Source organism: Sharpea azabuensis DSM 18934, assembly GCF_000702165.1.
Classification (GTDB): domain Bacteria; phylum Bacillota_I; class Bacilli_A; order Erysipelotrichales; family Coprobacillaceae; genus Sharpea; species Sharpea azabuensis.
This window is the reverse complement of sequence record NZ_JNKU01000023.1, coordinates 18,803-44,065: the sequence shown is the minus strand read 5'-3', so window position 1 is coordinate 44,065 and position 25,263 is coordinate 18,803. Positions and strand designations below refer to the sequence as shown.

Here is a 25,263-nt window from a genome sequence, read left to right as displayed (position 1 = left end):
CCTTCAAATATCCCATAATTCCAGATACAGAATACTTTGGCGGAATTTCAATCAGCATATGAATATGATCAACGCATACTTCCGCTTCAAGAATGTTGATTCCCTTCCATTCGCATAGCTGTCTCAGTATTTGTCCAATTTCAATTCTTCGAGCATCATAAAATGATTTTCTTCTATATTTTGGTGCAAAAACCACATGATATTTACAATTCCACTTAGTGTGTGATAGACTGTGTAAGTCATCGTTATATGACATATAAATGCCCTCCTTCTATTTTGTATTGCAGTTGGAAGCCGCAGTACAATTATAGTACGAGGGCACTTTCTTTATCACTCCGCTAAAGCTTGAATGGACCCCCAGACAATCTGGGGGTTTTTATGTTTACACAAAAAGAGAAGAAGCCTAGCTTCTTCCCTATTTCACTTCATAATCATAAGGCATCACAAGTGCAAGTACGATATAGAGGATAAGGCCTGAACCCCATCCAAGAATCAATAGCACTGCTATAACTCTTACTAGAGTAGGATCGATATCAAAATATTCTGCAATCCCACCACATACACCACTGATTTTCTTATCAGTCGATGATTTATATAATTTTTTAGCCATGACTTTCCCCCTTACGGGTATCTTACCATGTCATGCTTATTTTTCAAGAGCTTTCATGGCAAGGGCAATAGAGCCACATAATCCAGCATTATCACCTAATGCAGGCCACTGAATATAATTAGGATCCTTTAATGCATCATGTTTAATATAGTCATTTAAGAACTGATTCATATATTTAGAAATCATTGGGAATAAATGACTCTGATGCATAACGCCACCACCTAAAATAATCTTCTGTGGTGAAAGAATCAAGACAACTGATGCAAGAGCCTGACCAATATAATAAGCTTCTAAATCCCAAGCTGGATGATCAACTGGTAATTCTTTAGCTGACTTACCCCAACGATCTTCAATAGCTGGACCTGCACACATACCTTCTAAGCAGTTACCATGATATGGGCATCTTCCTTTATATGGGTCATCTTCTCTAATAATAAGTGGGACATGTCCTGCTTCAGGATGTACTAAGCCATGGACAAGATTACCTTCAACATAGACACCAGCACCGACACCAGTACCAATTGTGTAATAGACAACATTCTTTAAGCCTTTACCAGCACCAAATGTTACTTCACCCAAACATGCACCATTAACATCAGTATCGAATGCGATTGGTGTATTAGGGAAAGCTTTCTTAAGATCACCTAATGCATCGTAGTTAGCCCAATATGGTTTTGGTGTTGTTGTAACATAGCCATATGTTGGACTATCTGGATCTGGGTCGATTGGGCCAAAACAGCTAAAGCCAATAGCTTCTACATCTTTATCTTTGAAATATTCAACACATCTTGCCATTGTTTCCTCTGGTGTAGTTGTTGGGAAACTTGCACGATCAAATACTTCACCTTTTTCATTACCAATACCGACAACGAACTTTGTTCCGCCGCCTTCAATTGCACCTAATTTCATAAATCCATTTCCTCCAAAATTAACTTAAATCCATTTTAGTGGAATGAACGTTGTTTGTAAATGCTTTCATGAAACTTCCCAAATAAAGTCAAAGGGTACCACCTTGTGATACCCCTAAAAATACTGATTATCCAAGCACTTTTTCATAAACACGTAAAACATTCTTATAGAATATTTTTTCAACTTCTTTTTCTGTCAATCCTGCTTTTCTAAGTGCGCTCTCTAGTTTCTTCATTTCCCTTGCATGTTTTAATTCTAGCTTGCAGTCAATACCATCAAAATCCGTTCCTAGACCGATGCAATCAATACCTGCTAAGTCCTTGATGTAGATGCGCGGCTATTAAGAAATGGGGCGTAGAAGTTAATGCCCATCACACCACCACGCTCTGCTAGCTTGACAATCATATCATCACTCATATTACGGCTGTTGTTGGTGATGGTTCTTGCATTGGAGTGTGAAGCGACAAATGGCTTTGTCGTCATCTCCAAGACGTCATAGAAGCATTCATCGGACATATGGGAGACATCAATGATCATGCCAATTCTTTCCATTTCCTGAACATAGGCACGACCAAACTCACTGAGTCCTTTGTGAGTTGTATGGGGGCTTGTCAGATTGTTTTCAAGATTATGGCTTAACGCAATCATTCTTACGCCAAGACGGTAATAATTACGCAAGATTGCCAAATCTTCATGAATGACATCCCCTTCTTCAAGTGTCAGCATGCCACTCATTTTCCCATTACGGAAATTCTCCACAATATCCGCTTTATTTCTTGCCGGTGCAATAAGATCACTATTGGCTTCTATTTCATTATAAAAGAGATCAATACAATCCATCACATGATCTAAAGCATCATATTGTGATTGTAAATTCGTATAGATACCAAAGTTCTGGCATAAATAATCAGACTTACCCATCTTCTCTAAGTCAATCATGAGATCATTCTGTCTTAAACGCTTATCCCTATGCTTATTTAATTCATAAAGCGTATCACAATGCATATCTATAACCTTCATAACTACACCTCAAAATAAATATCCGTATCTTGATACTGATCAGTTAAAGGCTGTACTTCTTTAAGCCATGCGATTGCCTTTTTTAATTCCTCTTCATCTTCTTCAACAATACCATATGTTGCCACCTGGACAAGATCATAAATAGACTGCCATAAATCATCAAGTTTACCTGTCTTTTCATCACTCATCTCACTATCAACATAGATATCTAATTCATGTCCCGTTCTCATAGCTTCTTCTTTACTCATCGAGATCACCCTCCTTGATCCACCCATAATGTATACAAGCTTTAAGAATACCATCATCCTCTAAATCACTTGTCACATAATCAGCTATCTTTTTCGTTAGTATATCACCATTTCCCATGCAAATAGAAATTTTTGCATTTTTAAACATCTTTAAATCATTCTGACTATCGCCAAAAGCAATATAGCCATCGGTATGAAATAACCTGCAAAAGACTTCATTACCACTCGCTTTAGAAACAGATGCTATTGAAGCATCGGCATATGTCGAAAGGCCTGGCGCAACCTCTAAGCCTGCAATTTGGCGATAAGGGGCATAATCCCAGCCCTTAGGACCATATAGACAAATGGCATAAACATCTTCCTTTTCATCATACTCTCTCACTTCTGGGATGATATTGCCAAAATAGCGTTGTGTTTCATAAACATATTCATCAGGCTCTTTATTGATCAGACGTTTGTCCATCTTTAAGGTAACACATAAATTGAGTTTATTAGCTAAATCAAGGACTTCATGGACTGTTTTTACCGGCATGACATGTTTCTCAATAACATTTCTTTTGCTATCAAGAACAAGCTGGCCATTATTAACAACATAACCATCAAAATCCGCAATATCTAAGATTTGTGTACGACACAAAGAATCATAACCACGTCCTGTCGAAACAATAATCTTATGCCCTTTTTCCTTCAATAGTCTAAGTGCTTGAATGGTACTTTTGGGAACACGATGTTCTCCTCCCGTTTCTCTTAGCGTACCATCAACATCAAAACAAAATAATTCCATATAACTCTTGTAAAAAAAGAGAATGATCCATTCTCTACTTTCTCCGCTTCCTATTCTTCTTTTTAAGACCTTCTTCTGGTCCTTTAAAATATTGTTGGCTGCCAAGATTGTAGGCTGTAAAGCCTAAACGTGCTAGTCTGCGACATGCTTCAAAGGCTGTGCCTTCTAAAATGGCATAAACGTAGTAAATTGCGTTCTGATCAAGCAAGCTCTTGGCATCACTATTAATAACGCGTAAAGGCAAATTCTGTGAGTCAACAATATGCAATGTCTCAAAGTCACGATATTCATCCGCATTCAAAAGAATAATATCAGGATTATCAAGAAATTCCTGATAAGCTTCATTTATATCTTTACTTTCAACTTTTTTCGTTAACCCAAACATCAAATCACCTCAACGAACACATTCTAACATCAATCATGCATTTTGACTATTGCTTTTAAGAAAATATTATGTTAATATAAACAAGCAACGAACCTAGGGGCTTGGTTCAATGGTAGAGCATCGGTCTCCAAAACCGTTGATGCGGGTTCGATTCCTGCAGCCCCTGCCAGTTGATTTTGAAATGCTAAACTGAGTGCATTTGTTGGCTGACACGATGGATACTCACGAACCTTTCGAAAGAAAGCACAAAAAAGTGACGAGTTCCCGTGTGTAGTCCGCTCAGTCACCGCAATGGAAATCAGCTTGTAATCTACTATTAAATGCCATATACTGAAAAATATATGTGGTGTTTAATAATAAACTTGTCTGATCCCGTCAGGTGTATGTTCTGATGCGGAGTATAAGAGAAAAAGCTAGTATAGCTTTTTCTCTTTTTTGTTATTATACCTCTATCTCTTGCCTTTTGCAATTCCATATTCTATGTTTCCTGGCTTTTTTTCATTTTTAGCCTGGAAGCAGCGGGCTGACAGTCATCAGCCCTTGCCGATCTTCCCGACAGGCGACTCTGCAGGGTCAAGCGGCTCCCTCTCCTCTACAGAGAGGACCTTCTTGCCAATCGGATCGACTGTGATCATCTTGATCTTCTCATGGACATAGCGCTTCTTCTCGAGGATGTCCATGTCAGCGTACTTCTTGTTCAGGCATCCCAGGCTCTCCTGGTCCTCTGCGGCTTCCCTGCTCCTGGACTCCAGGACCTCCCTCAGCATAAGGTATTCCTTCTCCTGGACGTATCCCGAGGCGTACTTCTCGTCGAGCCTTCTCAGCCTGTCCCGTATCGCCTTCTGGCGGCCGGTAAGCATCGTCTGTATCCTGTCAAAGAAGGCGTCCCCGCCCTCGGGGAACCGGTAGCTCCTGAAGTACTTGTCCAGCTTGATCTGTGAGAAGTACTTGTTGCATTCCCTGCAGTGGTAATAGTAGTAGCGTCTGGGATAGTGCGATCCCCATGCCAGTCCGTTCGTCATGGGCGTTCCGCACTGGCACTTGACCAGCCCCGCAAAGATGTAGTTGTCGCTTTTCTGGCTGTGATGGTTGAGGTTGTCAAGGGCTTCCTGCTGCTCCTCGTCAGTGACGATCGGAGGGATGATGTCATCATATTCCACCCCCTTGAAGAGATAATGGCCAGAGTACTTCCTGTTCTTCAGCATGCATCTGACATTCTCCACCTGGAAATACCTTTCGCTCTGCAGCGTATTGAGGGCCAGAGTGATCTGCTCCAGGCTCATCCCGTGTCTTGCGAGCCTGAACATCTCCCTGACATACCGGGCTCTCTCCTCGTCTATCACCAGTTCCTTCTCCCTGGTGCGCCTGAAGCCATAGGCGATCTTGCCGCCTGCAACGTATCTCTTCTTGTTCTTGACAAGGTCGATCAGGACGGCATTCGTCCTTTCCGATACCTTTTCCCTCTCGAACTGGTATGAGAGCATCCTTACGTTCATCGAGAATCTTTCCGATGCCGTCTCGGTATGCACGTCATCGTTCATGCAGTAGAGCTCAACCTCGTTCTCGGCAAGGAGGTTGAGGATGTCCCTGAGGTCCCAGATAGAGCGTGTCAGGCGGCTCAGGTCCCAGATGGCCAGTGCATCTATGGTGCCTTCACGGATGTCCTTCAGCAGCCTCAGGAATGAAGGCCTGCCAGCAATGCTCTTGGCGCTGTACCCGTCATCGCAGTACCAGGATACCTGGTCCCTGTCACTGACAAGGTTCATGATGCTGAGATACTTCTCAAGGGTTGCCCGCTGCATTTCCAGCGAGCATCCATCGTCAGCCTGCCGGTCAGTCGAGACCCTTATGTAGCAGGCCATCCTCATGAGGATGCCTCTTTCTTCTTCCTCTTCACGCGGAAGTTAGGCTCGACCTTCTGCCCGAGCTTCTTGCGGTAGCGGGCTTCCAGCGCTTCATGGTGCCGCCTGCCCTGTTCCTTCCTTGTCGCCTTCTTCCTTCGCGCCTTCTCGATCTCGGCCATTTTCCGGGCACGTCTCTTGACCTTCTCGTCCTGGATCTCCTTCATCCTGATAGGCTTCTGTATCTCTGCGACCTGTGCCCTCAGGGCCTTGATCTGCTCGCATGCCCCATCAAAGTCGACGCCCTTCTCAAGACGGCAGATGATGAAGCTCGTAGGCATGTATTCCTGGATGAGCGTGATCGTGTCGCCCTCGAGGAGCTCCTCGACCCTGGCAATGCCAAAGTACCCCTGTCGTGACTTGCAGTGGTTCTTGACCTGGTACTCCACCAGCACGTAATCGCCCTCATGGATGTCATCCTTCAGGCATATGTAGTAATAGTCCTTCTGCGTTTCCTTGATAGGCTGCTTTACGCTTCTCCTGTGCTTGACTCTAGCTAGAAGCATGTTCTCACCACCTCTTCATGTCTCTAATATGTATATGATACCATTTTTGCTGTTTCTTGCATATCCCAAAGATGCCAGTCAGCTGCGGCTGCCAGGACCCTGGGAGGATTTCTTTCTTGGAAATCCGTCAAATTCAAGATTGCCATATTTCCCATTCACCCTTAGTCTCAGATAGGCATCATAGCTGCCTCCGCTCTTTCTTTCGAGTCCGTTCACCCTGATCCGGCCGCCGGAAAGAAGCTTCGCTGCGGCTGACGGGCTTATGGTGATGCTGTTTCCGTAATAGCGCTGTGTTCCGGAGAGCACGAAGTCACATGATGTCGTCTTGAAGTCCTCATGATAGTAGCTGTAGCTTCCGTCCTCCCTTTTCCGGTAGACGATCTTCCTGCCGCACTTAGGGCATGGCCCTATCGCACGGTCTTCATCAGCAGCAATCTTCGTGACATGTCCTGTTTTCTTTGCATTTGCCTTCATTGTCTCCAGGTCCCTCAGAAGCATGGGCGTAAAGCCGTCAAGGACCTCTTCAGGCGTCATTTCGAAGCGCCCCACCTTCTCCATGTCACCGAAAAGCTTTTCTGTCGTCTCAACGTCAGCAATCATGCAGCCGCTGATGATTCGGTGGCAGTAGTCGCCTACCGGCGTCATGCTGAGGATGCCCTTTCTTTCATCGATGAGTCGCCGGTCATCCCTGCCGGATGATATTTCAGCGATCGTGCTGGTCCTGGTGGCGCCTGTGCCTACGTTGTATTTATCCAGCTTGTCCCTGACCCACTTGATCGTAGGACGTGAAGGGCGCTTGTTTGCCCCCTCATAGACAAATGGGGATGCATGCAGGCCAAGCCCGGCAGAGGCTTCCTCCTTTTTCTCATCGCCGTCATAGACTGCCCTGAAGCCCTGGCTCTGAGGGATGCTGGCGGTTGCCGTAAACTCAGGGTATTCCTTCAGGTGGCCTTTCTGCTGGAGGTATTCATAGTCCTCGCAGAACATTGCCAGCGAGTTTCTCGCCAGCAGCTCATAGATCTCCGCTGCTCCAGGGCCGTACTTCTGAAGATCATCAAGGCTTTCAGGCACCCTGCTTCCCGGTCTGTTGGCGCCATGGCTGCCTCCCTGCCTTACATGTGTTTTTCTGGCCTCCGTATGCGTAAGCAGCGCCGGGTCTATGCCAGCTGCGGATGCGATCAGAGGGGCGTTTTCCCTCAGTTCGTTAAACTGCTCGGGCGAGATCATCTTGTCCTCTGTTCTTGGATAGGATACGTAATGGGCTTCGTAGAGCCTCTGGTAGGTTGCCTGCACCGTTCCTGGGTCTATTCCCTGGGAAGCAAGGATGGAGGAAATGCCCAGAAGATCCAGGAGCCTTGGGGGAGATGCATGCTTCACTGTCTCACTGTCGATGACGACCTCTGAGCATGAAAAGCCGTCAATCGGTACGTCATCCCTGCTGTCGTATCTCTCATCATTGTCCTCCCGGATGAAGGCATTGCCTTTCTCATCCTTATAGCGGACCTCAAAGAACGGCTTCTTCACATAGCTGCCGTACGCTTCCCACTGGTCACCCACGAGCTTCATGATGGCTCCTTTCAGGCGTCCGACACGCACCAGGATGTTCATGTTGTTCTGCCTTGCAAGGATCGTAGGTATGCGCGTGTCCTGCTGGGTCAGGTAGTCATATCTCTGCCTCGTCATGGCTTTCAGGTATTCCCCGTCGGATTCCATTGGCGGCAGCGTCCGGCGATTCCTGAACGCCTTCTGTATCTCCTTCGCGCTTTCATCGACAAAGTACATCCTCGAAACCCTGCCATGATAGCCTGCATGGCTGATGATCTCCCAGCCGATCATCTGGCCTTCTCCTGAAGGATCGTCATCAGTTGCAATGACTGCCTCGTCGGCATGCATCAGGTGTGCCCTTATGTTCTCAAAGATCTGCCTAGTCTTCGGGTTGAGCGCCTTCCTCCACAGAATGTCCTCTTTCTCCCATGGCAGGTTTTCAAGCTTCCAGTACTTGTACCTTCCAGCTAGCTCATCCCTCACCTGATGCTCTGGCGTCACCAGCTGGAAGAGATGGCCCTGTGAGGAAACGATCTCATATGCACTGCCCTCAAAGCTGCCTTTCATGCCTCCCAGGGCATTCGCAAAGTTCTCTGCCGCACTGGGCTTTTCCGTAATGATTGTAATCATTTCATCTGTTCCTTCTTTCTGAAAGCATGCCCGTCAGCACTGTCGGGCATGCTGTTTTCACGTTTCATAGAATTCATGTATTGAGTTGCCATTGCTCACCGGTTCATGAGAAGGTTACCCGGTAGCCTGTGTAGATTCCATCCGGCCCCTGAATCGGCGTTACGTTATAGGATCTTGCCCTGCCGGCATTCATTTCCTGCTGTGCATAGGCAATCGCATTCCGATAGGTAGCGTTCATGTCTGATGAGGATGAGAAGCTGAATGTCCTTGGCTGTGCGGTCGTCCTCAACGATCCGGAAGAAACCGAAGGCGTCCCTGCCTTGGCTGCCGATCCCTGCTGGACAGAGCGCTCTGCCTTTCTTGACGGTGCCTCCTGAACCGTCTTGCGGCTTCCCTGCTGCGCCTGGACCTGCGGATTGGACTGTGGCTGCGGCTGCGGCTTGGGCTGCACGCTTACGTTCAGCTGCTCATGAGACTTGTTCCCCGCCTTGTCTGATACCTCATAGTCAATCCTGTAGCTTCCTGTCCTTGAGGTGTCGATGCCGCCGCTGGCCTTTACCCTGGACATGACGTTGCCGTCAATGTTGTCATTTGCGCTTCTTACATGGTCCATTGCATTGAAGCTGTCTCCCTCGGTCATGGTCAGGCTGTTCTCCTTCAGCTTCAGGGCAGGAGCCTCGTCATCCCTGACCCTGAGAATGATATACCTGTGCGTCGTCTTCACCTCATTGGAGATCCCGTATTCCAGCTGATAGCTCCCGACAGTGCTGATCCTGTTCTTGGGAAGGGTCAGCCTGTACTGATGGTCATAGTGCCTGATGAACTTCATGTAGTCGATATGGGACAGCTCTGATGTACCAATCGTCGCTTCCTTTCCCACAAGCTCGAGATCCATCCTGGCAAATAGAAGCCTTATCGTCTCACGCTTCCAGTATGCAGCCGTCAGCGTCGTCACGATGAAGGCGGCTGCCACGAATGTGATGATGATACGCTTGAGCCTCTTCCTTTCGACCGCTTCATGACGCTCGTCATAGATTGCATTCTGCTCGAACAGGCTTCTTCTCAGCTTCTTCATCGACTCGCTTGGGAGGTCAGGATCCAGCAGCGGCTCAGGGTCAACCCCGTCCTTCAGGCAAAGCCTGATCTCCTTGAGCTGTTCCCAGTCAAATCTCGGATTCACCATGGGCGTTATGTCAAGGTTCTGCTCATCTGCCAGCTCAAGCTGTGCCGCCTGCTGGGCGTTCCATGCATAGTCATGCAGAGCCTTTTCCAGTCTTGCACTCATTTATGATCTCACCACCAGTCCGTAATAGGAAGCAATGCCCAGGACAGCCATGATGGCACTGATGAAGAGGATATAGACGGCAATGACAAAGCGCTTCTTCTTGCCGAGGAAGCCCCTTATAATCCATAGTCCTCCTTTCGATCCCTTTCTTGAGTTGCACTCATGGCAGCATGCGCAGAGGTTCTTCTCCTCATTGACATCCCTGATGTCAAGTCTTTCCATAAGTCGGTTGGCAAGCCTGTTGGCCTTGGCCTTCTTTACAGGGATGATGTGGTCCACTGTGACATCCTTGTGCCTGATAGGCTTGAAGCAGTAGGCGCAGATATAGTAGTTGCCGAACATCGGTGCGTTCTTTTCAAAGAAGTTCATTCTGTAGTTTCTGTTCCTTCCATGCTGGTCATCATAGACGATGCATATCAGCTTGTTGTCATCAGCAAAGCGTATGATGCTGTTCACCTGCGCCTCGTCGGAAGTCCTCATGACCCACTGATGGTTCCTTGCAATCCATTTCATGCCCATGTAGTGGAGATGTGCCCTGTACTCATAGGTCTTTCTCTGGCCGTTCTTTACCTCGATGTTATAAGCCTTAGCCATGGTCAGATCTCTGCTCCGTTCTCTTTTTCCGGCTCGTCGCCAAAGACAGCCTCATCCTCCTGCATCTCCGGTGCACCTTCATATGATTCATCCGAGACGGCATGGCTGCCCGGCAATTCTGACGGCTGATTCACTTTTCCGGCATCCACCGTCTCAGGATCATAGGCAAATCTGTCGGTGCCGCTGCTGAAGAAGTAGCGATCCTGCCCAGACAGGCTGTAGTAGTATGCAAGGGCTATGTCCTTCTTCTCATCATCCGTGAGCTCAGCCCTGACTTCCCTTACTACAGGTTCCGGGCTGAAGGACTCGCAGAGATTGCTCAGGGCCTCATAGGCTTTGCCGAAGCCCTGAACAAGGCCCTCAAGAAGCTCCGACGGATCAGCTGCTTCCTGATGCTCTGCTGCTGTGCGACTCATGAGCTCTTCACATTCCTTTTCCTTTGCCTTCAGCATTCTGTCATGCTCTTCCCTGCTCATCATGTCCTTCATCATTTCTTCAGAGTAGCAGTTGTCGAGACAGTAGTTCATGATGCCTGCTTCACAGTCAATGTTCATGATGCAGTTTCTGAACACCTTCTCCTGCCCCTGTCTGAACGTCATCTTTCCTCCATCAAAGAAGGTATTGAAGACAGGCTTCTGGAACAGGCAGCTGTTGAACTGGCAGCCGCCGATTCTTGAGCCGATGAAAATATCGCTGAACGTGCAGCCGTTGAATATGCAGTTGCCAAAGCTCGTCTCCGGAGTAATCACTCCAAATGTCACGCCTTCAAACGTGCAGCCTTCGAACACCTTCCCCCTGAAGTCAAATCCTTCGGAAACCTGGGTAAATGTCTGTCCTGTGTACAGCTCGCTTCGTATGATCTCCTCTTCTGCGCTCACTTCTCTCAGCACGTTCTCTCTTTCTTCTATCATTTCCTTTTCTTCCTCTCTTTCCTGTATCATTTGTTCTTCCTTCTCGTCTCCTTGACTGGTGAGCAGCTCATGGTCACCACCCGTCACGCATGACGGGCAGTCAATCTCGAACATCCTGGTGCCTTCATTCCTGCAGCACTTGTCAGGATCATTCTTCTCATATGATGCCTGTATGCCTCTGATGTCGCAGTTGACAAAGACGGCATCCTCAAGGTGTATCCTCGTCATGGTGACTTCCTCAAAGCTGCATCCTATGAACCAGCTCCCCCTGAAGTGGGAATGGTCCATCTGCACGTGCTCAAAGTGGCAGTCGATGAAGAGCGAGTGGTTCATCTTCACGTCCTTGAACTTCTGGTCATCAAAAAGACAGTTGATGAAGACCGCCTCCTTGGATACGGTAAGCTGGCTGAACTCACCTTCGGAGAAGCATGACGAGGCAAACTGGATCACTGGCTTCTTGTTGCTGTAGTCCATATCATGCACCCATACCTGATTCTCCTTGGCAGTGCTGTGAAGCCTGATTGCATCCAGCTTTTTCAGGCTTTCCTTGTCAAGGGGCTGATAGCCATGGAAGCCATCGACATGATGGCTTTCCTTTATGTCATTTAGTCGTTTTATGACGTCTCTTTCCTGTATCATTTGTTCTTCCTTTCTGCTGAGCTCATTTCAGCAAGTTTCTCGTCCCCGTCGGTTCTGACGGGCAATTGAATGGGGCAGAGCAAAAATGCTAATAATGGCAATAATAATGTCCTCAAAACGGGTGATTTAAAATTCCCCGATTCCGGTAAGAATAGACCGCCCGAACTGGTCATTTATATATTGCCCTCATTAAGTGCTGGAAATCCTGCATTCCCGCTTTGTCCAGAACCAGTTCTTTAATGCTGGCTCCTGCAGCAATCACTGTTCCATCCCGCGATTGGCACGGCGCCTCTTGTCAATTTCATTCTGATAGGCTTCATTGACTGCAAAATACCTGAAGGCACTGTGCGGCTTAGGATCGAATGCGTGCTTATGGGGCTTATAGTAGACATACTTGACGTTAGCAAGCAGCTTCGTCATGAACGGCTGTTCCTTCTGCCGAAGAATCAGCACGTCTCCGTACTGGAACTTCTTCAGCCTCTCAGGGGTGAATATCGGAACCTTCGCCTCCACCCATTTTCCATTCTCGTACTTCCTCCTCAGCCGGTGTCCGGCTGACTTCGAGACTTCATCCAGCGTCTGCTGGTCATCTGCGAGAAGGTAGGCCTTGATCATGCAGTTGTTCTTTATCGTTCTTGCGCCATCCTTGCCATATCTCATGTCCAGCTGCTCGTAGCCCTGCACGACCAGATGCAGGCGGATTCCTCTTGAACGTCCGGCTCCCAGCAGGGAGAACACAGGCTCATAGCGTGGAAAGTTGCCGAACTCATCCCATATGAAATTGAATGGGTACTTCAGATACAGTGAATCATATCCTCGTGCCGTCTCGATGAGCGACTGCTGAAGCTGCTGCATGAAGATATTGACGAGCGGATAGTACGTATCCTTCTCGTCATGAACCTTGAGGAATATGAAGGTCTTCCGGTCATCCAGTCCTAGAAGGTCAATCTCGTTCTTTGCGAGGACGTTGTTGACCTGCGTGTTCAGAAGTATCCTGTTGAGTCTTTCCAGGAACGTTGTCGCAATTGATCCGGCGGTTTCCTCAGGAGCATCAAGATACGACTTGAGCTTCTGGAAGGAAAGATCCTTTTCCGTCTTTTTCAGACGCACGTACTCCTGAAGACATGTCCTTGCCCTCTCGCCTGGTCTCGGATTCCTGTGGGCTGGCTGAGCCCCGGTATTGAATGTCTGCATTACTGAAGGAATCGAGATGTATTCGCCATGTCCCTCCTCCAGCAGCAGGTAGACGATGCCCTTCATCAGGTCAGCAGCCAGGTTGTTCCAGATATCATTGTCCTTGGATCCCTTGGAAGGTCTCATGATGCTGTTGCAGACGTCCTCTACGATTTCGCTTGCGGCAGAGTAGTCAGGATATGCCTGTATCTCGCCATCAGCGTAATTGGGATTCCCGTTATCGTCAGCGCCCAGCGCCTTTTCCGCATCAAAGCCATCAATGCTTCCCATGCTGAGGATATACCTGCTTCTTTCCTTCCGGAGCTTCTTCTCAAGCTTCCGCTTCACCTTCTCTGCACGGTGCTTCTCATCCCTGTAGCGTATCCACGCCATATGCAGCGGATTCCATCCGTCGCTGTCCTCTGGCGTGATGAAGTCAAGCATCAGGACCCTGTATCCATCAGCAACAAGGTCATCATAGGTCATCTGCGATAGCTCGCCCTTCATGTCAACCACGACAGCCGATTCCCCAGCCATGCGTACTATGTTGATGAGCGGCAGCATGACTGACATAGTCTTGCCCGAGTTCGTCGTCCCGAGGGTAAGCGAGTGGGAATCTGTAGGATCAACCCATATCCTGTTCTTTCTTGACATTACAGGGAATCCTGCCCTGAAGTACTGATCGTTATCGCCAATCGTCCATTTCATTCTCGTCTGCATCTTCAGATGCTCTAGCCCCTGCAGCTGGGGATGCTGGGTGATCCGGTCGTCGAGTGCGGCATTCCATTTCTTCCTGAGAGGCGTTTCCCTTATCTGCAATTTATCCCTTGCCGTAAGGTATATGCCTTCCCGGCTGAATGTCAGCGGAAGATATTTCTTCCTTGCCTGTCTCTTCGTCATCAGCTCGTTGAAGTCTTCCCTGTCCTCTCTTCTTGAAAGGCGGTACTTTTCGTAAAACCTAACCGTGAAGTAGTAGAACAGTGGAAGCAGCCCGATGATTGTGGCTACAACGAACAGCCTGTCATCATGCCTGAAGAACAGCAGCTCATAATTGAAGGTCAGTCCATCAAGCTGCTTGTAGTGAAGGACCTTCACGAGGTTTGCAAAGCCTGTATAGGACAGAAACAGTGCAATGACTGTTGCTGCAGTATATCCTGTTATTTTTCTCATTTCATTCCCCTTTCCTGGTCGTGCCCGTCAGCAGTGACGGGCATTCGCCAAAATGCAAAAAGACAGATCGTGCTGACCTGTCTCTATGCGTATAGAAGCCTAAACAAAAATGCAGGGCTTCCTGCATTTCATATGCTACATTCTCATTCCGTTTTTTCTGCTAACTGGTACCACCATGGCAACAGTATTCTCCCTGTAAATGGACTGCTCACTTGCAAACAGCTTTTCAAGCTGCCCCTCATCCCTTAGCGCATGGTAGTATTCAACCTTCCTGCTGTCTTCAATCACGAACGGGTAGATGCCATTACGCAGGCATTCCTTGTAGAGGATGATTCTTCCTGTTCTCCCGTTTCCATCCTGGAATGGATGTATCTTCTCGTACTCGATATGAAGCTTTGCCAGAGTTCCCAGGTTCTTTTCATGGGCTTCATACCAGTCAAACAGCTCATTGATCTTTTCTTCCACTTCTTCAGGAGGGCATGTCTTTATGCCTGATACAATGTTTGCCCTGTTCTTGTACTCCCCTACAGGATATCCGTTTGCCATGTCCTCAAAGACAAGCTTCTTAAGCCTGTAATGATATGACTTGATCAGTTTTCCTGTCAGAGGCTCATCAATCGTCTTAAGCATCTCATTGAACATAAGGAAATGGCCTGTCATCTCTTCAATGTCCTTCGATCTTATGATGATAGAGTCATCATCGCTTTCCACTGTCCTGGTATAAAAGAGAGATGCCGTCTGATCCTTGGACAGCGTGCTTCCTTCTATTCTGTTCGAGTTGTATGCCATCTCACGCTGAGTGAACCCGTACACTCCGCTTCTGTCCTGCTTCCTGAACTCTATCAGCATGCGTTCCTTTAATAGTTTTACTTCATCTTCCATTGGATATCCTCCTTCAAGCTTAGTATATCACAATAACCCTACTGCAGCATATTGAACTCTCTCTGCATCTGGGCGAGCCATTCGCTCTCGGCAGCATTCTCCTCACGCTTATCCTTGTTGGCCTGACTCTCTATGAGCGACGATAGCTTGCTCATCTCCCTCTCGCACTCGCTGCTGATTGCCCTTCGCACCGTCCCCCGGGTGAAGCGCAGCTTGTTCCTGTACTTCCTTTCCGTGCCGTCTTTTGTGACGTAGATGCTTTCCTGAACTCGGCTTCTCTTAGCCTCCTTCAGTATCATGTTCCCTATCCTTTCATAGAGCTTCTTCAGCTCAGCCTTCTTGAGCGTCACTATCTGGTCGTGAGCCATTCCGTTGATGTTTCCTTCCATCTGGTCGATTGTCCTCATGAGGTTGTCAAGGGCTTCCTTAGTTGTCTTATCGTCAAGTATGGTGTTTGTTATGAAGTCATCTATGAGAGGTCTCATCTCTTTCATGTTTGCTGAGTCATACTGGAGTCTGCCTGTCCGTGGCAGTATTTTCAGCAGGTCATTGAGTCTCCTGTACCTGTGATTCAACATCTGGTCATTCACGGAGACGAGTATTTCACGGAACTGCATGTCCTTCTGACGGAACTGGTCAATGTATGCCTGGCTGTAACCTTCAATACTTGCCTTTCTTTTGTTCATCTCATGATAGATCTGGGCTTTCATGTAGTCCAGCTCCGACTGCTTCACCTTTCCCCTGTCCCTGGTATGCTTCTTTTCAAGATAGACAAGATGAATATGGGGATGTTCAGTATTTATATGGAAGTCTGCAAACCAGATCATGTTGCTTTCATCAAATCCTATCCTCGCAAAGATTTTAGGAAGCGCATGAACAAGTATCTCATTCCAGTCCTTCTCGTCATGGATGCCGTATTCCTCGGCTTCTGCAAAAGTCTTCAGCGATATGATGTTCTCATAAAAGATGTCCCCCTTGCTGCTGAAGGCATTTTCCAGTTTCTTCCTGAACCTTGCTCTTTCCGATTGCGTGCTGATGAATCCATCAGATGACATCGTAGCACCTTCATGGTGTGAGGAGGTATAGCCAAAATATCCATCTTCCCTTTCGCCAAGCTCCGTATCTATTGCCTTCGCCTCCGACCTGTTCATGTACTCTGAATATCCTATGAGGGATTCCGTCCCTATGACTCCCCTGAACCTGGAGCCATCTGGAGCATGATGTCCATACTGCATGAACCTCACCTTGCTAATCTTGACCGCCATCGGATCGTTCCTCCATTTTCATGATTTCATCAAACCGCTGATCCATCCGCTCAAGCATCATGTTGTGTGCCTTCGCCAGGAACGTGATGACCGACCTGTTGCTTTCTTCTATCACAGTCCTGATGACCGGCGATACATCCTCTCCCAGGTCCTTAACCTTCATGCGGGCATAGAAGTCCGAAATGATTGTTTCAAGTATGAGCGTCTGCGACATTCCCTTGTACTCATCGTTATCCGATATCTCGTCAATGAGCATCTTGGATTTGTCACTCACCCTTATCATCTTCACTGTCTTTCCCTCCTCTCAAAGTTACCCGTCAGCACTGACGGGCAGCAGGTTTTATTTCTCGGCATTCGGATATTCCGACATGCAAAATCATTCTTCTGCTTTTTCACTGTCCTCTGCTCAGTCTCATTTTCATTCTGTATCTTTTCCATTTGCTTAAGTCATGTCATTTTTATTTCTGTCTTCGTCATGAGCAGTCTCAAGGATGGATCCATCCTCATGTATCCCTAGCTTCCTGTAGAGATGGCGACGGTATACCGAGACGCCATTTACGTATTTTGACATTTCCTGGTTTCCATGCGACTTGATATCCTGCAGCTCGGCTGAGGACTTCACCAGAAGTGTCGTGTATTCATAGTTGAACGTCATAAGCGCCTGCAGTTGTTTCATTTGTGATTCAAGGCCTCTGATTGTGCTCTCAAGTGCTTCACAATCATTTATCTTATTCTCATAGACATCAAGCATTTCACTAAACAATTCTGAATGCAGCTTTTTATTAGCTGTCGCCAGTTCTTTGAAGCGTACCATTGCTTCTTCATTGACCCGCAAACTATAGACTTTCATAAAATATCTCCTCCTTATATTGAATTGATTTTCTAATCTGTTGTAATACTGAATTGTAATACGGCTATCTGTAACCAGGATAAGGAAAAAATGTTACATTTGCGTATTACAAATGCTGCATTTTTTCGATTTGGACAATTGAGCAACGCTCAATTTCTTTAGATAGATTCAGTGTTTTTCAGTTGTGTATTACAATTGTAATACTGTATTACATTTATGTTACATACTGTAATACAGGTTTGTAATACACCCTCATAGTTTGAATTAGTCAGGCTGAGCATTTGGATCAATGTCTGCCGGATCAGGATTGGCTATGTATTCGTTGTTGTCCTTGTAATGCGTGACATTGAATCCATCATGGAGATCAACCCTCACGACATCCCAGAATCTCAGCTTTGCAGGATAGTCGATCCTGACGAGCACTGTGCTCTTTCCATCAGCCCCAGTCTCTACATCACGGAATGTCGAGACCCTGGTGATCCTGTAGACATCCGTGAAGTTTGGGTACTGGGCTTCATTATAGGCCTTTATGTTGTCCTTTATTTTATCCTTGTCCTTCTCTGATACAGGCAGTTTCAACCCTGTCCAGTCAATGCCATCAGGCTTCCTGCTGGCTACATTTTTCCTGCTTCCAGGCGATACGCTCGCTATCTTGCGTTCCTGACTTTGTTCTTTTTGTGTGACCTTTTTTTGACCTTTCATCATAATGACTCCTAGTCCTGCAGCAAGCCCGACAGTGATGATCATTCCAATAATAATGACCATGAGCTTCTTTCCTCTGTTCTCTTCCATGGTTCATCCCCCTCAATTATTTAGTCTTTCCCTAAATCTCGATAAAGCAGATCATCAAGGGATATATCGAAATATTCTGATAGCTTTATGGCACTACCAAGCGTGACATTGGAGAAATCTTCAAGCTTCAAGATATTCCGAATTGATGTTCTTGATATGCCTGCCTCTCTGCTCAATCCCCTGAGAGACAAATCATTTTGATTCATCAGTAAAACAATATTGCTTCTAAAATAAAACATCATGCTCCTTCTTTCTTATTCGTGTTATAATGGTCTCATATTGTACCTGCTGTTTTAGCAGTTATCGCCCTTTTCAAACTGCATCAGATCGATCCATCCTATGATGTCATGCTTTGTCTGATTGTCATCGTAATAATAGGCAAAATTGTCTTTATCAAGATAGACAAATATGTGATCAAATACTCCTGTATCAGCCAGACTAAACAATCCATTCATTCCCATGCCTTTTGAATAACCCAGTACTGCTTCTTGATATGGATCAAAGTAAAATGTGCAGCTTGATGGCTCAAAATAATAATTCATTCCCATTCGGCTTGATATCAATCTTACTTTTTTTGGAAATTCAATATACAGATAATTCAGTTTAATCATGCTTACCTCCATTCTAAAAGAAAGGATAAAATATAATGCTTATCAGTCTATATCAACTACGTCAATTAACTAGTCATATGCGTAAATCCAGAAAAGATATTGAACAATATTATATAACTTATTCAAATGTAAAATTTGATATCATCTATGATATCAGTAAAACTCCTTTTGAGTTATTGATTGGTGCCGTTAATTACAATTGGGCATGTGTTCTTGAAGTAATAGATGGTTTTTATACAAGCATGCCCGATAGTGATTTTTATTCATTATGCAATATATTAAATCTAAAACCAGGAAAGGAACATTTTACATCTTTCATTTTTTTAAACTATATTGCTTCAAAATCTCCTACTCAATGTACCAATCAGATTGTCGATCCTTCACATCTATCCAGATTCAGAAATAAGAAAGTCAAGTCTGCCGATGAACCTGAAAAGATCTATTTTGTAGGCTGGAACAATCATCTGAAGGATAAAAGAAAAGCTCGCAACTTTGACAAGACGGAACTTTTCTTTGGAAAAAGGGTTGCTGACTACTGCAGGAAAAACAACATAAGCTCCATGTGGACAGACAAGAGATACGATTCCAGCAAGGCATCATATCCCTGGGACACGGATCATGGCAGCTAGGCATTCAAAAAGATGGATCAGTTTCCATCTTTTTGTTTGGCATATTTCTGATAGCATTCCATGGCCAGCCTGATTCTTCTCGGCATGTTCGGCTTTCCTGCTCTCTCGAATTTCGACTCAAACAGCTCCGTTGCTGCCTGGACATCCTTCATGCTCCTGAGATTCTCAAGGCCACGTATGCCTGATATTTCCTGTGCAACGAACTCACACTGACCGGCAAGCGAATACTTGTCTCCGTATTTCTGCTGGCAGTACTGTATGCAGTTTCTCTTTCTTCCTTCTATCCACGAACATACGCCATAGTTCAGCCCATCATCATACTGAGGGTTGACGCCCGATTCCTGGCCCATGTTGCCGACTATTCCTGCAGCCGACTCCCTGGAATATCCTGCCGATACGAAGAAGTTGAATGCCTTCTCCTCGTTAGTGCTTCCTGTTGCCTTGCCGGCGGCCGCTGGAGCCGTGAGCGAAGCCTCGTAGTTAGGCGTACAGAAGGCATAGAATCTCCTGGTGCTGATCCTAGGCAGGTCTTCAGTCCTTCCTGACCTGCATCCCAGCGTATGCGACTGATTGCCTCCCAGTATATGGCCTGTACCGACTCCTCCGTCTCCCATCGCAAAGCCGACATGTCCGCTTCCGGAGCCTGTTCCGTTGTTCGAATAGAAGACCAGATCGCCCATTTTAGGGCTGTAGTCACGACCATGCTTTACTGCACCCATGGCAACCAGCGTCTTCAGCATGTTCAGTGCATTTGGCTGTCTCACCTGGATATTGCATTTAGTCGAGAGAAACCACGACGCAAAGGATGCACACCAGGCTGAGCCCCTGGGAATGCCTATCCAGTCAAGGTACTTTGCTCCGGAAGAATCAGCTGCGTTGCTGTGATACCACTCCATTTCCCTTACCAGCTCTTCCTGTATCCTGGAAGGGTCAGCAAGATAGCTGCCTGACACCTCGGACGTTGATTCAGAAGCTCCGGCAATTGAGACAATAATGACGATGACAAGAAAAAAGAGCAGCATCAGCGATCCGGCTGCAGCTGCCATCAGCTTCATCCTTGAATGTTTATTGAGCATGTTCCTCCTCTCTTCCCGCCAGTGCTGACGGGTGGTAACGGTAATCTAATGTGGTAATTTCTGACCACCCGTTCTGGTGAGAAGCATGTTGCCCTCACCAGCAGGTGATTTCTACATGAGGCTGAGTTCTCTTTCTGTTGCCAGGAATTCCACAGGTATGCGCTTGTTGCCGCATACAAAGATTCCCTGCCATGGTCTCAGCTGTTCGAGTGTCTCCATCTCCCCGTCAGACAGACTGATAAGCTTTCCCAGGTCTGTAATGGCATCCTTGGTAAGGTTCATGTAGACCTGGTAGCAGGCATTATTGAAGATCGCCTTGCCATCCTTCAGGATCTGGGGATTGGTGTACTCAACGACTTCCTGAGTGCCTGAGAGGGTGACCGTATTGTACTTTCTGGCACGTCTCTGAAAGACAGCCAGGATTGAAGCCAGGCTTGGCTCCTCGATGAACATATGCTGTTCGTCATTGACGAACACAGTCGGCATCTCCTCATGCCCCAGACAGAGTGACCAGGCATAGTTGAAAACCATTCTCAGCAGTGCATTCTTGAGATTGGGCGTCACATTGAAGAGATGCTTTGTACCGATGGCGATCATGCCCGTAGACTCAAGAGAGTCAGAAGCAATCGTTGTCGTGCCGTCAAAGTACTTTCCATATTCGCCTTCGACCCCGTTGCTGCCGGTGATCGATCTCATTCTCATTTCTAGTTCCTTCAGTGCCTGAAGCTCCCTTTCATGCTCCTTGCTGCCGGAGCGCTTCATTTCCTCTATCATTCGCTTGATCGTAGCCGTAAAGTTCGTGAAGGTCGGATAGTTTTCGACAGACAGATGCTCAAACGTTCCTTCGGTGCTGATGCCGACGCTCTCATATGTCCTGACGACTATCTCGCCTATCATGGCCATGGCATCGTCGCTGATGTTTGGCCAGAGCAGGCTGAACGTTATCTTGATCTCTTCAATAACCTGCATGATAGCCGCATTGTTGCTGTACTTGATTTCCTTGGACTCCTTCTGATCGGAATCAGTCGAAAGCGGCTTGAGGTCAAAGATATTGATGATATTCCCGTCAAGTCCCAGTGCAACGTAGTTGCCGTGAACATACCGGCAGAGTGTCTCATTCTTGTTCTCCGGATCAAGCCATACGATCTTTCTGTGATTGATGATATGTCCATGAATAAGCAGGTTCATCGTCGTTGTCTTCCCTGTTCCGCTTCGGCCAATGATGACCATGTTTCCATTAGGCCTGTTCATCTCCTTCGCCAGGGCAGGATTGTTCCTGTAGAAGAACTGGTCAAAGATGATCTTTCCTCCAGATGTCATTTCTCTTGCTATCAGCGTTCCCTGGGGATCATCAAGCGTGTCGAATATCCATGGCCACAGCCCAGCCACCGTCTGCGAGGACATGGGCTGGCCGTTCAGGTAGTCTGGCTCCTTTCTCAGCCCGTGATTAATGAAAAGCGGGGTGTTCTTCCTGAAAAGCCCCTGCTGCAGCAGGCTTATGCATCTCAGGCTGATGCCGACTGCCGATGAGCCGAAGGTGTTCTTGACTTCCTTTACATACTCATTCAGCTCTTCCCTTGTGTCAGCCTTGATGTAGAGCTGGCAGATGCAGTTGATTGTTGAGGACTTCATTCTCACGTTTTCCTGGATGAATTCATCCAGTGCCTCTCTTCTCTGGCTCAGCTCCTCAATCTCGCTGGGATCCGTCGACTTGCTCAGCTTCTCCTGGATGTCATTTCTTTCACCCTTCAGCACGCTTGCATAGTCAAGATCTGTCTGCTCCGTAAGCATGTCTACATAGTAGTGCTGTCCTCCGATCAGGGGAGCCAGGAATCCTTCGGTGAACATTGTCGGATAGCCCCAGAAGCTCATCACCTTTATGTATTTGTCTCCGATGATCAGCTCCCCTGTATGCTCTATGAAGCAGACAGGGGCAACTGTTGTTCTTCTCGCCTTTTTATTCATCCTCGTCCTCCTCCTTGTCGATTTCCTTTGCTAGCCCTGGTCTCTCGGATGGCAGCAGAACCTGAGTAATCATGTACTCATCAACAGTATCATTTTCAAACTCCTGCTTGACGAGATTGATATAGTCCATGTTTCTCATTGGTCGGACCCTGAAGACATTGCCGATTTCCCTTGTCATCTGTTCATAGCATTTGTCTATATGATCCTTGTCTTCCTGTACGAGCACGAAGAAACTGAGTTCCGGAAAGCTTCTCTTGAACCAGTCAAGCTTGCTCAGCTCCATCTCCAGCAGCTTCAGGACTGAAGCATTCGTCTCCTTTCTCATCAGGCTGGAATATCTGCCCTGCTGTGCACCGACATCAGGTGATGTCTTGACGAACTTCCAGTAAAGAGGAAATCTTATTCTGTCAAGGCTGTTGGCCAGTGACTGAATGGCTATGACCTTCTCGCTGTTGCTCAGGAGGTTTATGTTGTAGGGCGTCAGGCTGATTCCCTTGACGTATCTTACCGTATGTCCCCTCTTGAGGACGATGCCTTCATTGCTCATTGAATAGAAATCCATCCAATCAAGCGTGGTCCTTATTGCTTTCTTGCGCTTCTCTTCCTGCTTTGCCTTCTTCCTGGGCGACAGGCGCTTCTTCTTAATCATCTTCTGCAAAGTACTCCACCTCCTCCTTGTCTTCATATGAGAAGGTTACCCGGTAGCCTGTGTAGATTCCATCCGGCCCCTGAATCGGCGTTACGTTATAGGATCTTGCCCTGCAGGCATTCATTTCCTGCTGTGCATAGGCAATCGCATTCCGATAGGTAGCGGACATGTCTGATGAGGCTGAATAGAAGTCCATCCAGTCAATCCTGCTCCTTATTGCTTTCTTGCGCTTCTCTTCCTGCTTTGCCTTCTTCCTGGGCGACAGGCGCTTCTTCTTAATCATCTTCTGCAAATTCTTAATCATCTTCTGCAAAGTACTCCACCTCCTCCTTGTCTTCATTCAGGTCTGCATATGCGATTCCCCTGAAGCGATATTCACGGTTTCTCGTATAGTACTGTATAGCCGTCAGGATCCATTCGAGGACATTGTGATAATAATTGATCTTTAATACCAGCCCGGCAGAAACAAGAATGATAAGCCCTCCTATCAGCGCTGCTGAAATGCCAAATATGAGCGACCTGAGGACCATGGCTATGTTAAGAAGGACGAGCCCAACGATCAGTCCTCCCAGCCCGCCTAGGATCAGTATGGCAAGATCTATCGGTCTGTACTTGCCAAATATATACTTGCCCGATTTGAAGTTCTTAGGACATATGAATATCATTTTTTCTTCCTCCTCTCTGTGATAAGCGAAAAGGACAATATAATAATGTCGGAAAACCTACATTTTATATTGCCTTTTTCCTACATCATTATTTCATCCTTTACAATAGGCACCCGCCACGACTGACGGGTGCTCTGACCGGTCCCTAAAGGAAAATGCCCTTTTCTGACTGACCAAGTGCAGCTTCTCGGGAAAGCTTTATTTTCTGCTGCATCTCCCCACGCTTCTCAACGAAGTCAACTGCCCTGTCAGCATTCTTTATTGCCTGGAAGATCTTTTCAGGTTCATCCTTGACCTGGCTTGCCCATGACTGGAAATAAGCCGTATGGTTCTTCACCCTGCTTTCGTCAGATATGCCAAGCTCAGCACAGAGCATTGCCGAGCCGGTTTCAGCAACAAGCTCCTCAATAGCATACCTCTCATCACCAAACATTCCTCCCTGGTCACGGTTCAGGCGCTTCTCTATGCCAGTGGAATGGATGACCTCGTGGGCCTTTGTTGCCAGATAACCTTCAAATGAGCTGAACTGGTCTACTGAGGGCAATGTTATGGAATCCGTCACAGGCGTATAATATGCCTGGCTGTTTGAGATGTCTTCATTCAGACCTATGCCTTCATTTCTCATGTATGTATTGAGAATGTCATCTACCATCTCAGCATCGAACGTTCTCTCATTCTTCTGGCCAATTCTGCTTATTCTGTCCTCTTCTTTTAGGCGGATATGCTTGATGAGCGATCCATTAAATACAGTATAGTTCTTGATGATGATCGTGACCTCATGCTTTCGGTCAACATCGTCACCCTTCATGATGTCATCATATTCCCTGATTGTGAGATTCTTATGATTCTTCTTGTCATATGGCTGGTAGAATTCAATCGGCACGCCCTGATTCTTTGCGTTTTCCAGATGCCAGCGCGGAGGCTGCAGGGCTTTCATTCCGCTGTCCTGGAAGACGTCAGGATAGATCTTCATTATGGCTGCAAGCTCCTGGTTGTACTTCTCGACAAGCACTTCCTGGCTGTCATTCGCAACGCCATATCCAGATATGAGAGATTCCTTCAGTTCTGTTTCAGCCTCATCATACTCTTCCGGCTTCATGAAGCTTCCGTCCCTTAACCCTGCCTCCTTGAGAAGGCTATGGTTCTTTCTCAGCTGTTCAAGAAGGCTATTCGCTTCTTCATCATGTCTTTCCTTTATCTGGTTGTAAGTCATCCAGGCGTTTGAGATGTATTTCCTCTTATGGGAGACAATTTCAAGAAGCAGGACGTTAATTCCACTATATTTCCTTCCGGAGCTATAGTTGTAGCCCTGAAACGGCGTCCTGATGATACTCCATTCCGCCTCCCAGGGAAGCTGCTCCTTCTCCAGGGATTCAAGCAGTTCCTTCTGGAGCATCTCCCTTGTCCTGTTGACATATTTCCTGCTATTCCTTTTCATCATCTTCGTCCTCCAGCAGTTCACTGAGGTCATATTCTGAATCCGGCTCTTCATCAGGTGCAATCGTATCCTCGTTGATATCGATGCCCAGTTCCTTGATTAGATCGTCCATTTTTTCTCCTTTTCTCTGA

Annotated in this window: 30 protein-coding genes and 1 tRNA gene; 2 read left to right on the top strand and 29 right to left on the bottom strand. The window is 46.8% G+C overall.

Annotated features, from left to right (window positions below):
• From tnpA to T529_RS0106030, 8 genes are all read right to left on the bottom strand, one after another.
• Positions 1-256: IS200/IS605 family transposase (tnpA, locus tag T529_RS0106060; RefSeq protein WP_033162717.1), on the bottom strand; the 256-nt coding region annotated here is incomplete at its 3' end.
• A gap of 159 nt (positions 257-415) precedes the next feature.
• Positions 416-610, bottom strand: coding sequence for a PspC domain-containing protein (locus T529_RS0106055; RefSeq protein ID WP_033162716.1), 195 nt, complete (start codon positions 608-610; stop codon positions 416-418).
• Positions 611-646: 36 nt separating this feature from the next.
• The gene (locus T529_RS0106050) at positions 647-1,519 is read right to left on the bottom strand and encodes an ROK family protein (RefSeq protein ID WP_033162715.1); all 873 of its coding nucleotides are present in this window, start codon (positions 1,517-1,519) and stop codon (positions 647-649) included.
• Between the two features lie 127 nt (positions 1,520-1,646).
• Complete coding sequence (locus tag T529_RS13665) at positions 1,647-1,790, bottom strand: membrane dipeptidase (RefSeq protein WP_338010841.1); 144 nt, start codon at positions 1,788-1,790, stop codon at positions 1,647-1,649.
• 41 nt (positions 1,791-1,831) lie between these two features.
• Positions 1,832-2,539: a dipeptidase gene (locus T529_RS12315; protein ID WP_338010840.1), complete on the bottom strand. Its 708-nt coding sequence runs from the start codon at positions 2,537-2,539 to the stop codon at positions 1,832-1,834.
• A 2-nt stretch (positions 2,540-2,541) separates the two neighbouring features.
• Entirely contained in the window at positions 2,542-2,787 is a 246-nt protein-coding gene (locus tag T529_RS0106040) for a hypothetical protein (RefSeq protein ID WP_033162714.1), read from the bottom strand.
• On the bottom strand, positions 2,780-3,571 hold the full coding sequence (locus T529_RS0106035; RefSeq protein ID WP_033162713.1) for an HAD hydrolase family protein: 792 nt from the start codon (positions 3,569-3,571) through the stop codon (positions 2,780-2,782). Before T529_RS0106035 ends, T529_RS0106040 begins: the two co-directional genes overlap by 8 nt.
• 34 nt (positions 3,572-3,605) lie before the next feature.
• Positions 3,606-3,956, bottom strand: a complete 351-nt coding sequence (locus T529_RS0106030; RefSeq protein WP_033162712.1) for a rhodanese-like domain-containing protein — start codon at positions 3,954-3,956, stop codon at positions 3,606-3,608.
• A 95-nt stretch (positions 3,957-4,051) separates the two neighbouring features.
• On the opposite strand from T529_RS0106030, the gene T529_RS0106025 reads away from it, so the two are divergent.
• A tRNA-Trp gene (locus tag T529_RS0106025) sits at positions 4,052-4,125 on the top strand.
• 364 nt (positions 4,126-4,489) lie between these two features.
• Here T529_RS0106025 and T529_RS0106020 read toward each other — a convergent pair.
• From T529_RS0106020 to T529_RS0105955, 14 genes are all read right to left on the bottom strand, one after another.
• The gene (locus tag T529_RS0106020) at positions 4,490-5,824 is read right to left on the bottom strand and encodes a recombinase family protein (RefSeq protein ID WP_033162711.1); all 1,335 of its coding nucleotides are present in this window, start codon (positions 5,822-5,824) and stop codon (positions 4,490-4,492) included.
• Complete coding sequence (locus tag T529_RS0106015; RefSeq protein WP_033162710.1) at positions 5,821-6,363, bottom strand: hypothetical protein; 543 nt, start codon at positions 6,361-6,363, stop codon at positions 5,821-5,823. The genes T529_RS0106020 and T529_RS0106015 overlap by 4 nt, the downstream gene beginning before the upstream one ends.
• 78 nt (positions 6,364-6,441) lie before the next feature.
• Entirely contained in the window at positions 6,442-8,538 is a 2,097-nt protein-coding gene (locus T529_RS0106010) for a DNA topoisomerase (protein WP_051646881.1), read from the bottom strand.
• Positions 8,539-8,641: 103 nt separating this feature from the next.
• Positions 8,642-9,823 carry an immunoglobulin-like domain-containing protein gene (locus tag T529_RS0106005; protein WP_033162709.1) on the bottom strand — a complete coding sequence of 394 codons (1,182 nt, stop codon included), beginning with the start codon at positions 9,821-9,823 and terminating at the stop codon, positions 8,642-8,644.
• A complete protein-coding gene (locus tag T529_RS0106000; RefSeq protein WP_033162708.1) occupies positions 9,824-10,417 on the bottom strand; it encodes an HNH endonuclease in 594 nt (197 codons plus the stop codon).
• A gap of 2 nt (positions 10,418-10,419) precedes the next feature.
• A complete protein-coding gene (locus tag T529_RS0105995) occupies positions 10,420-11,967 on the bottom strand; it encodes a pentapeptide repeat-containing protein (protein ID WP_033162707.1) in 1,548 nt (515 codons plus the stop codon).
• A gap of 258 nt (positions 11,968-12,225) precedes the next feature.
• A complete protein-coding gene (locus T529_RS0105990) occupies positions 12,226-14,310 on the bottom strand; it encodes a type IV secretory system conjugative DNA transfer family protein (protein WP_033162706.1) in 2,085 nt (694 codons plus the stop codon).
• Positions 14,311-14,445: 135 nt separating this feature from the next.
• Complete coding sequence (locus T529_RS0105985) at positions 14,446-15,192, bottom strand: Fic family protein (RefSeq protein WP_051646880.1); 747 nt, start codon at positions 15,190-15,192, stop codon at positions 14,446-14,448.
• A 38-nt stretch (positions 15,193-15,230) separates the two neighbouring features.
• Complete coding sequence (gene mobL / locus T529_RS0105980; RefSeq protein WP_033162705.1) at positions 15,231-16,457, bottom strand: relaxase MobL; 1,227 nt, start codon at positions 16,455-16,457, stop codon at positions 15,231-15,233.
• A complete protein-coding gene (locus tag T529_RS0105975) occupies positions 16,441-16,746 on the bottom strand; it encodes a hypothetical protein (RefSeq protein ID WP_033162704.1) in 306 nt (101 codons plus the stop codon). Before T529_RS0105975 ends, mobL begins: the two co-directional genes overlap by 17 nt.
• Positions 16,747-16,899: 153 nt before the next feature.
• Complete coding sequence (locus tag T529_RS0105970) at positions 16,900-17,307, bottom strand: hypothetical protein (RefSeq protein ID WP_033162703.1); 408 nt, start codon at positions 17,305-17,307, stop codon at positions 16,900-16,902.
• Between the two features lie 264 nt (positions 17,308-17,571).
• Positions 17,572-18,099, bottom strand: coding sequence for a hypothetical protein (locus T529_RS0105965; RefSeq protein ID WP_033162702.1), 528 nt, complete (start codon positions 18,097-18,099; stop codon positions 17,572-17,574).
• Positions 18,100-18,119: 20 nt separating this feature from the next.
• Positions 18,120-18,305, bottom strand: coding sequence for a helix-turn-helix domain-containing protein (locus tag T529_RS13740; RefSeq protein ID WP_420801843.1), 186 nt, complete (start codon positions 18,303-18,305; stop codon positions 18,120-18,122).
• A gap of 87 nt (positions 18,306-18,392) precedes the next feature.
• On the bottom strand, positions 18,393-18,710 hold the full coding sequence (locus T529_RS0105955) for a hypothetical protein (RefSeq protein WP_033162700.1): 318 nt from the start codon (positions 18,708-18,710) through the stop codon (positions 18,393-18,395).
• 35 nt (positions 18,711-18,745) lie between these two features.
• On the opposite strand from T529_RS0105955, the gene T529_RS12550 reads away from it, so the two are divergent.
• Positions 18,746-19,339 (top strand): DUF6037 family protein, encoded by a 594-nt coding sequence (locus T529_RS12550; protein WP_051646879.1) that lies wholly within the window; start codon positions 18,746-18,748, stop codon positions 19,337-19,339.
• 17 nt (positions 19,340-19,356) lie between these two features.
• Here T529_RS12550 and T529_RS0105945 read toward each other — a convergent pair whose 3' ends face one another.
• The 7 genes from T529_RS0105945 to T529_RS13605 all read right to left on the bottom strand — a co-directional run bounded on the left by T529_RS0105945 (position 19,357) and on the right by T529_RS13605 (position 25,244).
• Positions 19,357-20,385, bottom strand: a complete 1,029-nt coding sequence (locus T529_RS0105945) for a phage tail tip lysozyme (protein ID WP_238560788.1) — start codon at positions 20,383-20,385, stop codon at positions 19,357-19,359.
• Positions 20,386-20,526: 141 nt separating this feature from the next.
• Positions 20,527-22,380 carry a VirB4 family type IV secretion system protein gene (locus T529_RS0105940; protein ID WP_051646878.1) on the bottom strand — a complete coding sequence of 618 codons (1,854 nt, stop codon included), beginning with the start codon at positions 22,378-22,380 and terminating at the stop codon, positions 20,527-20,529.
• Positions 22,373-23,038, bottom strand: a complete 666-nt coding sequence (locus T529_RS0105935; RefSeq protein WP_156032180.1) for a hypothetical protein — start codon at positions 23,036-23,038, stop codon at positions 22,373-22,375. The genes T529_RS0105940 and T529_RS0105935 overlap by 8 nt, the downstream gene beginning before the upstream one ends.
• On the bottom strand, positions 23,022-23,342 hold the full coding sequence (locus T529_RS0105930; protein ID WP_156032178.1) for a hypothetical protein: 321 nt from the start codon (positions 23,340-23,342) through the stop codon (positions 23,022-23,024). Before T529_RS0105930 ends, T529_RS0105935 begins: the two co-directional genes overlap by 17 nt.
• The gene (locus T529_RS0105925; protein WP_033162696.1) at positions 23,326-23,694 is read right to left on the bottom strand and encodes a PrgI-related protein; all 369 of its coding nucleotides are present in this window, start codon (positions 23,692-23,694) and stop codon (positions 23,326-23,328) included. Before T529_RS0105925 ends, T529_RS0105930 begins: the two co-directional genes overlap by 17 nt.
• Positions 23,695-23,839: 145 nt before the next feature.
• The gene (locus tag T529_RS13350) at positions 23,840-25,135 is read right to left on the bottom strand and encodes a zincin-like metallopeptidase domain-containing protein (RefSeq protein ID WP_051646877.1); all 1,296 of its coding nucleotides are present in this window, start codon (positions 25,133-25,135) and stop codon (positions 23,840-23,842) included.
• A complete protein-coding gene (locus T529_RS13605; RefSeq protein ID WP_274518633.1) occupies positions 25,119-25,244 on the bottom strand; it encodes a hypothetical protein in 126 nt (41 codons plus the stop codon). Before T529_RS13605 ends, T529_RS13350 begins: the two co-directional genes overlap by 17 nt.
• Positions 25,245-25,263 lie beyond the last annotated feature (19 nt).

Bases quoted from the DNA above. Each gene is read 5' to 3' on its own strand.
- T529_RS0106055 (WP_033162716.1), bottom strand. From the start codon at position 610: ATGGCTAAAAAATTATATAAATCATCGACTGATAAGAAAATCAGTGGT.
- T529_RS0106050 (WP_033162715.1), bottom strand. From the start codon at position 1,519: ATGAAATTAGGTGCAATTGAAGGCGGCGGAACAAAGTTCGTTGTCGGT.
- T529_RS12315 (WP_338010840.1), bottom strand. From the start codon at position 2,539: ATGAAGGTTATAGATATGCATTGTGATACGCTTTATGAATTAAATAAG.
- T529_RS0106040 (WP_033162714.1), bottom strand. From the start codon at position 2,787: ATGAGTAAAGAAGAAGCTATGAGAACGGGACATGAATTAGATATCTAT.
- T529_RS0106035 (WP_033162713.1), bottom strand. From the start codon at position 3,571: ATGGAATTATTTTGTTTTGATGTTGATGGTACGCTAAGAGAAACGGGA.
- T529_RS0106030 (WP_033162712.1), bottom strand. From the start codon at position 3,956: ATGTTTGGGTTAACGAAAAAAGTTGAAAGTAAAGATATAAATGAAGCT.
- T529_RS0106020 (WP_033162711.1), bottom strand. From the start codon at position 5,824: ATGAGGATGGCCTGCTACATAAGGGTCTCGACTGACCGGCAGGCTGAC.
- T529_RS0106015 (WP_033162710.1), bottom strand. From the start codon at position 6,363: ATGCTTCTAGCTAGAGTCAAGCACAGGAGAAGCGTAAAGCAGCCTATC.
- T529_RS0106010 (WP_051646881.1), bottom strand. From the start codon at position 8,538: ATGATTACAATCATTACGGAAAAGCCCAGTGCGGCAGAGAACTTTGCG.
- T529_RS0106005 (WP_033162709.1), bottom strand. From the start codon at position 9,823: ATGAGTGCAAGACTGGAAAAGGCTCTGCATGACTATGCATGGAACGCC.
- T529_RS0106000 (WP_033162708.1), bottom strand. From the start codon at position 10,417: ATGGCTAAGGCTTATAACATCGAGGTAAAGAACGGCCAGAGAAAGACC.
- T529_RS0105995 (WP_033162707.1), bottom strand. From the start codon at position 11,967: ATGATACAGGAAAGAGACGTCATAAAACGACTAAATGACATAAAGGAA.
- T529_RS0105990 (WP_033162706.1), bottom strand. From the start codon at position 14,310: ATGAGAAAAATAACAGGATATACTGCAGCAACAGTCATTGCACTGTTT.
- T529_RS0105985 (WP_051646880.1), bottom strand. From the start codon at position 15,192: ATGGAAGATGAAGTAAAACTATTAAAGGAACGCATGCTGATAGAGTTC.
- mobL (WP_033162705.1), bottom strand. From the start codon at position 16,457: ATGGCGGTCAAGATTAGCAAGGTGAGGTTCATGCAGTATGGACATCAT.
- T529_RS0105970 (WP_033162703.1), bottom strand. From the start codon at position 17,307: ATGAAAGTCTATAGTTTGCGGGTCAATGAAGAAGCAATGGTACGCTTC.
- T529_RS0105965 (WP_033162702.1), bottom strand. From the start codon at position 18,099: ATGGAAGAGAACAGAGGAAAGAAGCTCATGGTCATTATTATTGGAATG.
- T529_RS13740 (WP_420801843.1), bottom strand. From the start codon at position 18,305: ATGAATCAAAATGATTTGTCTCTCAGGGGATTGAGCAGAGAGGCAGGC.
- T529_RS0105955 (WP_033162700.1), bottom strand. From the start codon at position 18,710: ATGATTAAACTGAATTATCTGTATATTGAATTTCCAAAAAAAGTAAGA.
- T529_RS12550 (WP_051646879.1), top strand. From the start codon at position 18,746: ATGCTTATCAGTCTATATCAACTACGTCAATTAACTAGTCATATGCGT.
- T529_RS0105945 (WP_238560788.1), bottom strand. From the start codon at position 20,385: ATGGCAGCTGCAGCCGGATCGCTGATGCTGCTCTTTTTTCTTGTCATC.
- T529_RS0105940 (WP_051646878.1), bottom strand. From the start codon at position 22,380: ATGAATAAAAAGGCGAGAAGAACAACAGTTGCCCCTGTCTGCTTCATA.
- T529_RS0105925 (WP_033162696.1), bottom strand. From the start codon at position 23,694: ATGATATTCATATGTCCTAAGAACTTCAAATCGGGCAAGTATATATTT.
- T529_RS13350 (WP_051646877.1), bottom strand. From the start codon at position 25,135: ATGATGAAAAGGAATAGCAGGAAATATGTCAACAGGACAAGGGAGATG.
- T529_RS13605 (WP_274518633.1), bottom strand. From the start codon at position 25,244: ATGGACGATCTAATCAAGGAACTGGGCATCGATATCAACGAGGATACG.